Origin of the sequence: Campylobacter sp. US55, assembly GCF_004378955.1 — a bacterium.
Taxonomy (GTDB): domain Bacteria; phylum Campylobacterota; class Campylobacteria; order Campylobacterales; family Campylobacteraceae; genus Campylobacter_D; species Campylobacter_D jejuni.
The window spans coordinates 16,151-30,159 of the sequence record NZ_RYYF01000009.1 but is presented as its reverse complement, the minus strand read 5'-3'; the positions used below and the strand labels follow the sequence as shown (position 1 = coordinate 30,159).

15 protein-coding genes are annotated in these 14,009 nt (G+C 31.4%); 14 read left to right on the top strand and 1 reads right to left on the bottom strand.

Going from position 1 to position 14,009, the window contains the following annotated elements; genetic code table 11:
* Positions 1 to 10: 10 nt before the first annotated feature.
* The gene (ung, locus tag ELQ07_RS06835; RefSeq protein ID WP_134224916.1) at positions 11 to 706 is read right to left on the bottom strand and encodes a uracil-DNA glycosylase; all 696 of its coding nucleotides are present in this window, start codon (positions 704 to 706) and stop codon (positions 11 to 13) included.
* Between the two features lie 272 nt (positions 707 to 978).
* On the opposite strand from ung, the gene aspA reads away from it, so the two are divergent.
* The 14 genes from aspA to ELQ07_RS06765 all read left to right on the top strand — a co-directional run bounded on the left by aspA (position 979) and on the right by ELQ07_RS06765 (position 14,009).
* Positions 979 to 2,385, top strand: a complete 1,407-nt coding sequence (aspA, locus tag ELQ07_RS06830; protein WP_002894249.1) for an aspartate ammonia-lyase — start codon at positions 979 to 981, stop codon at positions 2,383 to 2,385.
* 15 nt (positions 2,386 to 2,400) lie between these two features.
* Positions 2,401 to 3,738: an anaerobic C4-dicarboxylate transporter gene (locus ELQ07_RS06825; protein ID WP_070316455.1), complete on the top strand. Its 1,338-nt coding sequence runs from the start codon at positions 2,401 to 2,403 to the stop codon at positions 3,736 to 3,738.
* A 107-nt stretch (positions 3,739 to 3,845) separates the two neighbouring features.
* Positions 3,846 to 5,207: a COG3014 family protein gene (locus ELQ07_RS06820; RefSeq protein WP_070316456.1), complete on the top strand. Its 1,362-nt coding sequence runs from the start codon at positions 3,846 to 3,848 to the stop codon at positions 5,205 to 5,207.
* A gap of 9 nt (positions 5,208 to 5,216) precedes the next feature.
* Positions 5,217 to 5,585, top strand: coding sequence for a YcfL family protein (locus ELQ07_RS06815; protein WP_002934140.1), 369 nt, complete (start codon positions 5,217 to 5,219; stop codon positions 5,583 to 5,585).
* Positions 5,586 to 5,608: 23 nt separating this feature from the next.
* The gene (gene lpoB / locus ELQ07_RS06810; protein ID WP_070317340.1) at positions 5,609 to 6,232 is read left to right on the top strand and encodes a penicillin-binding protein activator LpoB; all 624 of its coding nucleotides are present in this window, start codon (positions 5,609 to 5,611) and stop codon (positions 6,230 to 6,232) included.
* 81 nt (positions 6,233 to 6,313) lie between these two features.
* Positions 6,314 to 7,666 (top strand): hypothetical protein, encoded by a 1,353-nt coding sequence (locus ELQ07_RS06805; protein WP_134224915.1) that lies wholly within the window; start codon positions 6,314 to 6,316, stop codon positions 7,664 to 7,666.
* A 9-nt stretch (positions 7,667 to 7,675) separates the two neighbouring features.
* On the top strand, positions 7,676 to 8,866 hold the full coding sequence (locus tag ELQ07_RS06800; protein ID WP_134224914.1) for a CsgG/HfaB family protein: 1,191 nt from the start codon (positions 7,676 to 7,678) through the stop codon (positions 8,864 to 8,866).
* Positions 8,867 to 9,024: 158 nt separating this feature from the next.
* Positions 9,025 to 9,333, top strand: a complete 309-nt coding sequence (rplU, locus tag ELQ07_RS06795; protein WP_070316460.1) for a 50S ribosomal protein L21 — start codon at positions 9,025 to 9,027, stop codon at positions 9,331 to 9,333.
* A 10-nt stretch (positions 9,334 to 9,343) separates the two neighbouring features.
* Positions 9,344 to 9,598, top strand: coding sequence for a 50S ribosomal protein L27 (rpmA, locus tag ELQ07_RS06790; protein WP_002800974.1), 255 nt, complete (start codon positions 9,344 to 9,346; stop codon positions 9,596 to 9,598).
* A 106-nt stretch (positions 9,599 to 9,704) separates the two neighbouring features.
* Positions 9,705 to 10,742 (top strand): GTPase ObgE, encoded by a 1,038-nt coding sequence (obgE, locus tag ELQ07_RS06785; protein ID WP_088303767.1) that lies wholly within the window; start codon positions 9,705 to 9,707, stop codon positions 10,740 to 10,742.
* A 122-nt stretch (positions 10,743 to 10,864) separates the two neighbouring features.
* Entirely contained in the window at positions 10,865 to 11,620 is a 756-nt protein-coding gene (gene proB / locus ELQ07_RS06780; RefSeq protein ID WP_134224913.1) for a glutamate 5-kinase, read from the top strand.
* A gap of 73 nt (positions 11,621 to 11,693) precedes the next feature.
* Positions 11,694 to 12,611, top strand: coding sequence for a methionyl-tRNA formyltransferase (gene fmt / locus ELQ07_RS06775; RefSeq protein WP_134224912.1), 918 nt, complete (start codon positions 11,694 to 11,696; stop codon positions 12,609 to 12,611).
* Positions 12,574 to 13,227 carry a biotin--[acetyl-CoA-carboxylase] ligase gene (locus ELQ07_RS06770; protein ID WP_002867821.1) on the top strand — a complete coding sequence of 218 codons (654 nt, stop codon included), beginning with the start codon at positions 12,574 to 12,576 and terminating at the stop codon, positions 13,225 to 13,227. The genes fmt and ELQ07_RS06770 overlap by 38 nt, the downstream gene beginning before the upstream one ends.
* Positions 13,224 to 14,009: an AAA family ATPase gene (locus ELQ07_RS06765; protein WP_002851697.1), complete on the top strand. Its 786-nt coding sequence runs from the start codon at positions 13,224 to 13,226 to the stop codon at positions 14,007 to 14,009. The genes ELQ07_RS06770 and ELQ07_RS06765 overlap by 4 nt, the downstream gene beginning before the upstream one ends.

The window sequence follows — 14,009 nt, the reverse complement described above, 5'->3', positions numbered from 1 at the left end:
AAATAATTTTTTAAACTATTTTCCAATCTATAGGAATTTTACCAACTTTTTTTAAAAATTCATTAGCCTTTGAAAAATGCTTACAACCTAAAAATCCTGTTCTAGCTAAAGGGCTTGGGTGGGCTGCTTTTAAAATCAAATGCTTAGTATTATCAATCAAAATCTCCTTGTTTTTTGCGTAATTTCCCCAAAGCATAAAAACAAGTCCTGATTTTTCATTGCTTAATTTATGTATTATAGCATCACTAAATTCTTGCCAACCCCACGAACTATGGCTAGCTGCTTTATTTGCTTCAACGCTAAGAATAGAATTTAAGAGCAAAACTCCTTGTTTTGCCCAAGAGCTTAAATCTCCGCTTTTTGCTGGAGTGATGTTTAAATCATTTTGCAATTCTTTAAAAATATTATTAAGACTTGGTGGGATTTTTATATTTTTTGGAACCGAAAAACTAAGCCCCATTGCTTGATTTGGTTGATGATAGGGATCTTGTCCTAGGATAATAATTTTAATTTCTTTTAAAGGACATAAATTAAAAGCATTAAAGATTAAATTCGCAGGCGGATAAATAACTATATTTTGATTAATCGCATTTAGGTATTGTTTTTTGATTTCTAGAAAATATTTTTTTTGAAATTCGTCTCTTAAAAATTCTTTCCAGTCATCATTTATTTTAATCTTATCTATGTTTATTGTAATTTCTTCCATATTATTCCTAATTATTTAAATTATTAAAAATTTTTATTCTAACAAAAAAGCTTACAAAAATATATTAATTTTTTTTGAAGTAAATAAAATTTTTTATATTAATAAAAATTAAATATAAAGACATAATTAGGATATAAAAATACTTAATTTATTGTATTTGAAAGTAGTTTATTTATTAACCAATTATTAACTAAAAATGCAATATCATTATTTTATGATTTAAATCAAAAATTTTTGATTTTAAATTAAAATATTTTTATGAAAGGTTCAAAATGGGAACAAGAAAAGAACATGATTTTATTGGGGAATTAGAAATCTCTGATGAGGTTTATTATGGAGTGCAAACTTTTAGAGCTGTTGAAAATTTTGATATTTCTCATGATAGATTAAAAGATTTTCCTCGCTTTGTTAGAGCTTTGGCTAGAGTAAAAAAAGCTGCAGCTATGGCAAATCATGAATTAGGTCTTTTGGATAAAAATATTCAAGATGCGATTATTAAAGCGTGCGATAAAATTTTAGAAGGGGGGTATTATGATCAATTTGTAGTAGATATGATCCAAGGAGGTGCTGGAACAAGTACAAATATGAATGCTAATGAAGTTATAGCAAACATAGGGCTTGAACTTATGGGTCATAAAAAAGGTGAATACCAATATCTTCATCCAAATGATCATGTTAATTTAAGCCAAAGTACTAATGATGCTTATCCTACAGCTTTACACCTTGCCTTGCATGATTATTTAAGTGATTTGGCAAAAGCTATGGAACATCTAAAAAAAGCTTATGAGAGAAAAGCTGAAGAATTTAAAGATGTTCTTAAAATGGGTAGAACCCAACTGCAAGATGCTGTACCTATGACTTTAGGTCGCGAATTTAAAACTTTTGCTGTAATGATAGGTGAAGATATACAAAGAGTATTAGAAGCTAGAAAATTGATTTTAGAGATCAATTTGGGTGGAACTGCTATTGGAACGGGAATTAATTCTCATCCTGATTATCCCAAGGTTGTAGAAAGAAAAATAAGAGAAGTGACAGGTTTTGAATATACTGTGGCTGAGGATTTGATTGAGGCGACTCAAGATACGGGAGCTTATGTACAAATTTCAGGTGTTTTAAAACGTGTTGCAACAAAACTTTCTAAAGTATGTAATGACTTAAGACTTTTAAGTAGTGGTCCAAAATGTGGTCTTAATGAAATTAATCTTCCAAAAATGCAACCAGGTAGTTCTATCATGCCAGGTAAGGTAAATCCTGTTATTCCTGAAGTAGTTAATCAAGTTTGTTATTTTGTTATCGGAGCAGATGTAACTGTAACTTTTGCTTGCGAGGGTGGACAATTACAACTTAATGTTTTTGAACCAGTTGCAGCGTATAGCTTATTTAATTCTATTGTAATGCTAGAAAAAGCAATGTATACTTTAGCTGATAAATGTATAGATGGTATTACTGCAAATGAAAAAATTTGTTCAGACTTTGTCTATAATTCAGTAGGTATAGTAACAGCTTTAAATCCTTATATTGGCTATGAAAATTCAGCCTCTATAGCTAAAGAGGCAATGAATACTGGAAAAAGAGTGGCTGATATTGTACTTGAAAGAGGGCTTTTAAGTAAAGAACAAATTGATGAAATTTTAACTCCATCAAATATGCTAAATCCTCACATGGAAGCTAAAAAATAGCACTTAGGATTTAATATGGATATAATGATAATTTTGCAAGTAATCGTCCTTCTTGGGGCGATTTTTATCGGTATTCGTTTAGGCGGTATTGCTATAGGTTATGCTGGAGGATTAGGCGTAGTTATACTAGGACTTGTTTTAGGTATGAAACCTGGTAATATTCCTTGGGATGTTATTTTAATTATTGCTGCAGCTATTGCAGCAATTTCTGCTATGCAACAAGCAGGTGGACTTGATTATATGGTAAGGGTGACAGAAAAAATTTTAAGATCAAGCCCTAAATTTATAAATTATTTAGCTCCAGCTTGTGGATGGTTGCTTACAATCTTAGCAGGAACAGGAAATGCAGTATTTTCTTTAATGCCTGTTGTAGTCGATGTTGCAAAATCTCAAAACATAAAACCTAGTGTTCCGCTTTCGTTAATGGTTGTTTCTTCGCAAATTGGAATCACTGCTTCTCCTGTGAGTGCAGCTGTGGTTTATATGAGCGGAGTTTTAGAGCCGCTTGGATGGAATTATCCAACTTTAATTGGAATTTGGATCAGTACAACTTTTATAGCTTGCATACTTGCAGCTTTTATAGTGAGTTTAATCACTCCTATGGATTTAAGCAAAGATAGTGTTTATCAAGAACGCTTAAAAGCAGGACTTGTTAAAGATGCAAGATCTATTTTACATGGTGAAGATAAACCAGGTGCTAAACTTTCAGTAGGAATTTTCTTGATCACTGTTTTGGCAGTTGTACTTTATGCAACTGCAATTTCAAGCAATATTAAATGGATTGATCCTGTTGTGGTTCCAAGAGATGCAGCTATTATGAGCTTTTTACTTACTGCAGCAACTTTGATCACTTGGCTTTGTAAAGTTGAACCAGGTAAAATTCTTGACACTAGTGTATTTAAAAGCGGTATGACTGCTTGTGTTTGCGTTTTTGGTGTAGCATGGCTTGGAAATACTTTTGTTGCAGGACACGAAGCTTCTATTAAAGAAGTAGCAGGCGACTGGGTTAAACAAACCCCTGCTATGTTAGCAGTTGCATTTTTCTTTGCAAGTATGCTTTTATATTCTCAAGCAGCAACTGCAAAGGCCATTGTACCTGTAATTATCACTGCTTTAGGAATTTCAGCAGCAAATCCGCACGATTCTTATATGCTTGTAGCTTGTTTTGCAGCAGTTTCGGCACTTTTTGTGCTTCCAACTTATCCAACCTTACTTGGTGCTGTGCAAATGGATGATACAGGAACGACTAGAATTGGTAAATTTATATTTAATCACTCTTTCTTTATACCAGGAGTTTTAGCTATTGCAATTGCTGTAGCATTAGGCTTTGTATTAGCTCCTATGCTTATTTAAATCAAACCCTAGGTTTTTCTCTCCTAGGGTTAAAATTTTTTCATTAGTTTTTAAGTATATACTACGCTATAATATTCATTTTTAATTTTCTTTAAGAAAGGAATTTAATGAAGATAAAAGTTGGGTTGATTTTTTCAGGTATTGTTTGCCTTTTTTTAACAGCCTGTGTTAATCAGGTTAAACAAAATACAACATTTGAAAATGCTTTAACACAAAAATATTGTGGTGATGATTTTTTCAATCAAAATTTAGAAAAAATTAAAAAAAATGATGATGTCATTTATACAGGATTAAATGCAGGTTTGATTGCTAGAAATTGTAGTGATTTTAACAAAAGTAATGTATTTTTTGATGCTGCGGAAGAATCTTATAAATATGATGTGGATTTAGAAAATGTAGGCTCTAAAGCAGCTAAATTTGTTGGTACAACCTTGCTTAATGATACTATAGTTGATTATGATGGTTCTTTATATGAAAGAATTATGGTTAATATATATAAAGCTCTAAACTATATGGAAGAAGATGATTATGAAAATGCAAGAGTTGAGTTTAATCGTGCTTTAATGCGTCAAGATAAGGCAAAAGAATATTTTGCTAAAGAAATTGAAAAAAATCGTGCTGATTTAGATAAGGCAAAAGAAGATAAAAATTATGATAAAAATATGAATGAAAATTCAAAAGTTATAGAAGAGCAATATGACAACTTATTTAAAGAATTTGATACAACAAAAAATTTCATAAATCCTTATGCGACTTATCTTGCTTCAATATTTTTCTTTATGGATAAAGATTATAGAAAAGCTGCAGATTTATTTAGAGAAGTAGCTATTATTTATCCAAAAAATAAAACTATCAAAAAAGAGGCTAAAATTTTTAAAGAATATGCCACAAAAATAAAAGTCAAAAAAGCTAAAAAATATGTTTTTGTAGTTTATGAAAATGGATTTGGTGTAGTTAAGGATGAATTTGCTTTAACCTTACCTTTTATAGTGGATAAAAAAATTATTAGCACAAATATTGCTTTACAAACCTTGAAAAAAAGGGAAGCTTCTTTTGCAAATTTAAATATAAATGGTCAAAATACAAATGATTTTGTAGATTTAGACAATATTGTCGCTACTGAATTTAAAATAAATATGCCTGTAATGATTGCTAAAGCCTTAGCTCAAACTATAATTAAAACCACTTTAAATGTAGCTGTTGCAAATAATGACTCTACAGGTGGATGGCTAAGTCTTGCAACAGCAGTAGCAACTGCTGCAACCAACAAAGCTGATGTGCGTTCTTGGAGAGGTTTGCCAAAAAGCATTGCCATAGCAATAATAGAAAACGACGGAAATTTAGAAATCAAAGATCCACAAGGCAATATTTTGTTTCAAAAATCATTGGATAAAAATAAAAATGCTCTTGTGATAGTGCGTTCTTTTGCTCCGTATTTACCTGCAAGTGTTGCTATCATGGAAAAATAAGGCTAAAAGATGAAAAAAATTATTTTATTTATTTTAATGTTTTTACTTAGTGCTTGTGCACCAAGTTATCAAATAAATTCAAATCAAAATACTGTAATTTTAGGTTCAAATTTACCAAAAAGTTTAGTAAAACAGTTTCAAAAGCGTATAAATAGCAATGGTTATTTAGAATTTGAAGTGATTTTACGCAGTACTTTTGCTAAAGATTTAATTTATAAAGTGGATTGGTTAGATAAAGATGGTTTTGTGCTAAGAGATGTTTTAAATGAGGACTATCAAGCCCTTAGAATTCCAGCAGGACAAGAGGTGATTCTTCGTAAACTTGCATCTGATACAAGAGCGAAGGATTTTAGATTAGAAATTAAAGTAAAAAATTAATCTCATTTTAGGAAGGATAAATCATGAAAAAAACAAAAATTTTAGGAACAGCTCTTATTGGAGCTTTGCTTTTTAGTGGTTGTGCGCAAACAGCTTATACAGATGGAAAGGCAAGTCAGGTGAAAAAAGACGATGCTTTAACCTTGGGTCTTGATAGACAAGATTTTGAAAGTGCAGCTGAAACTATGATAAATAGTATGTTAAGCGATCCTGCTTTTGCAAATATTAAACCAGGTACAAGAAAGGTTATTGCTATTGGTAGGGTTGTGAATGATACCCCGCAAAGAATCGATACTGAAAAACTTACCGCAAAAATCACTTCTGCATTAAGAAAATCAGGTAAATTTGTTCTAACTTCAGCAGTTGCTGCAGGCGGAGCACTTGATAGCATGAGTGAAGATGTAAGAGAATTAAGAGATAATGATGAGTTTAATCAAAAAACCATAGCAAAAAAAGGGACATTGGTATCGCCTGATTTTTCTCTTGCGGGTAAAATTAGACAAGATAATGTAAAACTTAGCAATGGTAAAACTCAAGTAGAATACTTTTTCTTACTAAGACTTACTGATTTAACATCAGGTTTAGTTTATTGGGAAGATGAACAAACTATCGATAAAACCGGTTCTAGTAAATCAGTTACTTGGTAAAATAAAAATTAATTTATGAATAAAATTTTTAGCTCAAGTGTTTAGCTTGGGCTTTTTTTATGATTTTTAAAAGGATACGAAATGAAAAAAATATTATTTATCGGCTCTTTAGTTATGGCAAGTTTACTTTATGCACAAGGTTCCCAGCCTGTAGAAATTATTGAGCCAGAACAAACAGAACAAACACCAGTTACAAAACCTAAAACAGAGAATTTATCAAATCTTATGAATAAAGCGAGCAAAGCTCTTAAAAGAAAAAATCCTGAAGCTGTAGTTTATACTGCAAAAGCTTCTATTGATGTAGGACCTGATGATTCGCAATATTATGATTATTTAGCAACTGCTTATTCCGAAGCTGTTTTAAAGCTTAAAGCTAATATGGTTTTATCAAAAGCAGGGATAATTGCTGTTAAAGAAACTTTATCTTATTTTCATAAAACCATTCCTGATGATAAATTAAATCAAGAAATGCAAAAAAAAGCAGATGTAGAACTAAAAAAATTACAAGAAAAACAAGCAGATGCAGATAAAATTTTTGATTTTATAGGTAAGCTTATATCTGAATTTGCGCAAAAACTACCACCTGAAAAACAAGATTCTAAATTTGTAGCAGAACTTGAAGATAAAATTTTTGAAAACACTTATAATCAAGGTTTTACAAAAACTGCCATGGATGAAATTACAGGATTAATTCCTTATGAAACTTTTATAGTAAATGATGAAGATGGCTATCAAGTAGGTGTTTTAGCTTATACTACGCCAAATTCTTTACAACTTGCTAGAGATTTAAAACAAGGACATCAATCAAAACCTACAGATAAAAAAGAACAATGCAAAAATCCTGATGATATAGCTGATGCTATGGATGATGATGCATTGCTTTCTCATTTGGGTATAAAATACTTTTTTAATGAAAATTGTCGTCCAGCAATTTTAGCTTATGGTATGTCTTCTTTCATAAAAGAAGAAGGAATGAATGCAGATTATCAAGAAGAGGAAGAAGAGCGTGCTAAAGGCAGAGCAGATGCTTTCATATCATCGTTTTTATCTTCTTCGGTATCAGCAAACATTAAAGATAGCTCAACAAAAGAAAAAATAAAAAAAGCTATGATTAAAGCTGTTGCCCAAGGAGATACTACTAATTACAATACAAAAAAAACAGGACCTCAAACTTCATTAATAAAAGAAATGTCAAAAGATTTCAGTGCTGATTCAAGTATGAGTTTATTAGGAATTGAAGATGCTAGAATTTGGAGTGTGGATAAGGGGGATTATAGAGTAGTAGGTGCGATACGTTATTATTCTATGGGCAGTATAGAAGCTGCTAATAAAAGATTTGATCCAAACTATGGGGCAACACCAAAATCTAGCACACCAAAAAAAGTTATACCTAGTGTAAAACACTCATCAAACCTTGATGTAGATGATTTTTAAGGAAAATCAATGAGAGTTTTATTTGTATCACTAGTTTTTTTTGCATTTTTAAATGCTAAAGTTGTCACCACTAGCACGACAAAACAAGCACAAGGAGAAGGTTATGGTGTTACTTACGAACAAGCCGTGGGTAAAGCTTTAGCTGATGCCATATCTCGTATGTATGGTGGTAGTTTAAGTCAAAGTACAAATTTTAAAACTAAAAGTACAAAAGACAAAAATGGACAAAATTTAGAAAAAAGCTTCAATGATGAAATTCGTCGTGCTACAAAAGGTAGTTTTGACTCTTATGAAGTGATTTCTAAAATCCAAACCAATGACGGGTTTAATGTTAAAGTTGTGATTAAAAAAACCACAACAACAAAAAAGTATCAAGCTCCAGGTTTAAGTGCAGATAATAGAAGAAGTATTACTGTTTTTGATTCTACTCCAGATGCTGCAAAAAGAGGTATAGGCTCAGCTTTGCAACAAAAAATCATTTCTGATTTATTGCAAAGTCGTAAATTTAATGTTTTAGACCGTGATTCTAGTGGCTATTATGAAATGGAAAAAGCTTTAATCAAAAGTGGCGACGCAGCTAGCGATGAAGTTTATAAACTTAAAAATGTGTTAGCAACAGATTATATTTTATTGTTTTCTATTTCAGGACTTGAAGGTAAACAAAAAACAAGCAATTTAACAGGAAAAAGCAAAACTGAAATTGAAGTTATCGTAGATTATCGTGTGCTTTTATTTGCTACAAGACAAATTAAATTTTCTAATACTTTAAGTATGAAAGTCAATCTTAAAGACAATAGTCTTAGTGCCAATGAAGCTGCACTCAAACAAATTGCAAATCGTATTGCAGGAGATATTTTAAATGCAATTTATCCTTTAAAGGTTGCAGCTGTTGAAAACAATGAAGTGGTATTTTCTCAAAGCTTAAATCAAGGTGATGTTTATGAATGTTTTGCTCTTGGCAAGGCTATAAAAGATACTTATACAAAAGAAAATACAGGAAGAGTAGAAAGCAAAACAGGAAGTATTGAAATCACTCGCACAAGCCCTAAACTTTCTTATGCAAAAATCACAGAAGGTAGTGTAAAAGTGGGCGATATTTGTAGACCTTTAATTGGTAGCAATAGTGGAAATGGCTACACTATAGGTCGTGATGCAAATTATCAAACCCAAGAAGGCGGCGGAGTAAATCTAGGCTTTTAAATTTTTAGAGTTTGATTTTTCTCAAACTCTAAATCCTTTCTTAAATTCATCAAAAATTAAAGAAAAATTTTGTAAAATCGAAATTTTATTAAACCACTAAAGCTTTTAAATCCGTTATTGCGGTGCTTTATGGTACTACCAATTTATAAGGAAAAGCAATGTATGCTATTATCAAACACAGCGGAAAGCAATACAAAGTAAGTGTTGGCGATGAGCTAAAACTAGATCACTTTGAAGCTGAAAGCAAAGCAAGTATTGAAGTAAGCAAAGTTCTTGCTATCAATGATAAAGAATTAAAGGTAGGTGCGCCTTTCGTAGCAGGTGCAAAAGTTGTTTTGGAAGTGATCAATCACGGAAAAGATAAAAAAGTTGTGATTTACAAAAAAAGACGCAGAAAAGATTCTAAACTCAAACGCGGTTTTAGAAGACAATTTACTCGCGTTGTAGTAAAAGATATCAAAGCTTAAGGAGTAAAGAATGGCACACAAGAAAGGTCAAGGTTCAACTCAAAATAACCGCGATTCTATAGGTCGTCGTTTAGGTGTTAAAAAATTTGGTGGCGAGTTTGTTAGAGCTGGAAATATCATCATCCGCCAAAGAGGAACTGCAACTCATGCAGGTAACAATGTAGGTATGGGAAAAGATCATACTATCTTTGCTTTGATTGATGGTTTTGTAAAATTCGAAAGAAAAGACAAAGACAGAAAAAAAGTTTCTGTATATCCTGCATAAGTTTTTAGGACGCTTTTTAGCGTCTTGAAAACTTTAAATTTATAAATTTAACTTCTTTTATTTACTCAAATTTAGCTTTATAAATTTAAAGTCAAAGGCAATTTAAATGTTTATTGATAGTGTTAAAATTACTTTAGCTTCAGGCGATGGTGGTAAAGGTGCTGTAAGTTTTCGTCGTGAAAAACATGTTCCACTTGGTGGCCCTGATGGGGGAGATGGTGGAAATGGTGGTGATATTATTTTCGTATGTGATAATAATACCCACACTCTTGTAAATTTCAAAGGCAAAAGAGAATTACGCGCACAAAATGGTGCTGGTGGAATGGGACGTAATAAAAATGGCAAAAAGGGTGAAAATTTAGAACTCATAGTGCCTGAAGGAACGCAAGTTATTGATGCGCAAACCAATGAAATTTTACTCGATCTTACCAAAGAAGGACAAAGAGAGCTTTTTTTAAAAGGTGGAAAAGGCGGACTTGGCAACACTCATTTTAAACACGCCACTAATCAACGTCCTGATTACGCACAACCTGGCATAAAAGGAGAAAGTCGCTTAGTCAGACTTGAGCTTAAACTTATTGCCGATGTAGGGCTTGTAGGCTTTCCAAATGTGGGAAAATCTACTCTTATAAGCGTTGTTTCAAATGCAAAACCTGAAATTGCAAATTATGAATTTACCACTCTTACTCCAAAACTTGGACTCGTGGATGTAGATGAGTATAATTCCTTTGTTATGGCTGATATTCCAGGGATTATCGAAGGAGCAAGTGGAGGCAAAGGCTTAGGACTTGCCTTTTTAAAGCACATAGAAAGAACGAGCTTTTTGCTTTTTGTATTAGATCCTATAAGGCAAATGCCTTTAAAAGAACAATTTATAGTGCTAAGAAAGGAACTTGAAAAATTTTCCAGTGAACTTTTTGGGCGTAAATTTGGTATCATGATTTCAAAAAGTGATAGTGTTAATTTAGGAGAAGAATTTGCCGAGCAAATTGCTTTAAACATTAATGAGTTAGAAAATTATCTCAAAGAAATAAATAACTCACAAAGCTTTTTAATCAAAGTCTCAAGCCTTGAAAAAACAGGACTTAAAGAACTTAAATTCATGCTTTTAGAAGAAATTAAAACTTTAAGAAATAACAAATAAAAATTTTAACAATCTAGGAAGTGTTTTATATTAAAAATTTCAAACACTCCCTATTTTTTCAAAAAATAACTAGTTTATATGAAATTTTGGCTAAAATTATAAAAATTTTTTAAGGAATAAGCATGAAAAGAATAGTTGTTAAAGTGGGTTCTCATGTGATTAGCGAAGAAAACACTTTAAGTTTTGAGCGTCTTAAAAATTTAGTCGCATTTTTAGCTAAACTCATGGAAAAATATGAAGTGATTTTAGTAACTTCAGCGGCTATTTCAGCAGGACACGCCAAACTAGATATCGATAGAAAAAACCTCATTAATAAACAAGTTTTAGCTGCTATTGGACAACCTTTTTTAATCAGTGTTTATAACGAGCTTTTAGCCAAGTTTGGCAAACTAGGCGGACAAATTTTACTTACAGGTAAGGATTTTGACTCTAGAAAAGCTACTAAACACGCAAAAAATGCTATCGATATGATGATAAATTTAGGAATTTTGCCTATTATTAATGAAAATGACGCTACAGCCATAGAAGAAATTGTCTTTGGTGATAATGATAGCCTAAGTGCTTATGCTACGTATTTTTTTGATGCGGATTTGCTTGTGATTTTAAGCGATATTGATGGATTTTACGATAAAAATCCTAGTGAATTTAGTGATGCAAAGCGTTTAGAAAAAATCACTCATATTAAAGAAGAATGGCTACAAGCAACCATAAAAACAGGTAGTGAGCACGGAACAGGTGGTATAGTAACCAAACTTAAAGCAGCTAAATTTTTACTTGAACACAATAAAAAAATGTTTTTAGCAAGTGGCTTTAATCTAAATGTAATTGAAACCTTTTTGCTTGAAAATAAACAAATAGGCGGAACTTTGTTTGAGTGATTAATTTATTAAATTCTCTTTTAAAATCAAATAAGCTATAATTAAAACTTTTAATTTCACACAAAGCGAAAAAATGAAAAAAATTATTTTTATGGGTACTCCATCTTATGCAACTTGTATTTTAAAAGCACTAGTAGAAAATGAAAATTTTAAACTCGTAGCACTTTTTACTCAGCCTGATAAAGCTGTAGGTAGAAAGCAAATTTTAACTCCAAGTGATACTAAGGCTTTTTTAAGTCAAAATTATTCTAGTATTCCTATTTTTACTCCAAGTTCTTTAAAAGATGAAAATATTATAAGAGAGATTAAGGATTTAAATCCTGATTTTATCGTGGTTGCTGCCTATGGAAAAATTTTACCTAAAGCCATTTTGGATTTAGCACCTTGTGTGAATTTGCACGCTTCTTTACTTCCAAAATACCGTGGTGCCAGTCCGATTCAAAGTGCGATTTTAAATAAAGATGAAAAAAGTGGAGTTTGCACCATGCTCATGGAAGAAGGGCTTGATACAGGTGCTATACTTGAAAGCTTAGAGTGTGATATAAAAGATAAAAATTCAAGTGAAGTTTTTGAACTTTTAGCAAATTTGGCCGCTAAGCTCATCCTCACTACTCTTTTAAATTTTGATAAAATTACCCCTAAAAAACAAGAGGAAAGTCTAGCAACGCTTTGTAGAAAAATCAAAAAAGAAGATGGGCTTATAAATTTGCAAAATGCAAGAGAACTTTATCAAAAATATCTAGCTTTTACCCCTTGGCCTGGAGTTTTCTTGGAAAATGGACTTAAATTCTTAGAACTTGAACTTGTGGATGAATTAAAACAAAATGCTAGGATGGGTGAAATTTTAGAATTAGAAAAAGAAAGTTTTTTGCTTGCTTGCAAACAAGGAGTTTTGCGTATTAAAAAACTTCAAGAAAGTGGAAAAAAAGCTCTTGATGGTAGGACTTATTTAAATGGAAAAAGGCTTAAAAGTGAAGATAGTTTGTGTTGAAAGTATAGACTCAACTCATCTTTTTTTATGCGAGCAAATACGCAATGGAAAGATTGATGAAAATTTTGCTATTTATGCTTTAGAACAAACAAATGGAGTTGGAAGTAGGGAAAATTCTTGGCAAAGCTCTAAAGGAAATTTACATCTTTCTTTTTGTATTAAAGAAGAAGATTTACCAAAAGATTTACCTTTAGCTTCTGTGAGTATTTATTTTGCTTATTTACTTAAAGAAGTTTTACAAGAAAAAGGTTCTAAAATTTGGCTTAAATGGCCTAACGATCTATATTTAGATGATAAAAAAGCTGGAGGGGTTATAAGTGCTAAAATTTCAAATTTTATCATAGGCGGTATGGGTTTAAATCTCAAATTTTCACCCCAAAATACAGCTTTATGCGATATAGAAATTTCGCTTAAAGATTTAGTGAGTGAGTTTTTGCAAAAAGTAGAAAAAAAAATTTTATGGAAGAATATTTTTAGCAAGTATATGTTAGAATTTGAAAAATCAAGAAAATTTAGCGTCCATCATGAAGGTAAAGTTTTTTCACTTGAAAATTCTTTTTTGTATGAAGATGGTTCAATTTTACTAGGTGATAAAAGGGTGTATAGTTTAAGATGAGCGAAATTATTACAATAGCAAATCAAAAAGGTGGAGTAGGAAAGACTACAACAGCAGTAAATTTAGCCGCTTCTTTAGCTGTGGCTGAGAAAAAAGTACTTTTGATTGATGTTGATCCGCAAGCTAATGCGACTACAGGACTTGGTTTTAATCGTAATAATTATGAATATAATATTTACCATGTTTTTATAGGAAGAAAAAAGCTTTCAGATATTATTTTAAAAACAGAATTGCCACAACTTCATTTAGCTCCTTCAAATATAGGTCTTGTAGGTATAGAGCAAGAGCTTGCTAAAGGTGAAAATAATGAGAAAAAAATGCTGCTTAAAAATCAAATTCAAGAAGTGATTGATGAGTATGATTTTATTATTATTGATTCTCCGCCTGCTCTTGGAAGTATTACTATAAATGCTTTTGCAGCAAGTGATAGCGTAATTATCCCTATACAGTGTGAATTTTATGCGCTTGAGGGTGTAGCTATGGTTTTAAATACAATTAAAATTATCAAAAAAACTATTAATTCTAAACTCAGGGTTCGTGGATTTTTACCGACAATGTATAGCTCTCAAAATAATCTTTCTAAAGATGTTGTAGATGATTTGAAACAAAATTTTAAAAAACAACTTTTTACTATTAATGGAAATGAAGATGACTTTATTGTGATCCCTCGCAATGTAAAACTTGCAGAAAGTCCAAGTTTTGGAAAGCCTATAATTCTTTATGATATTAAATCACCAGGTTCTGTTGCTTATCAAAATTTGGCGTATTCTATATTAGGATAA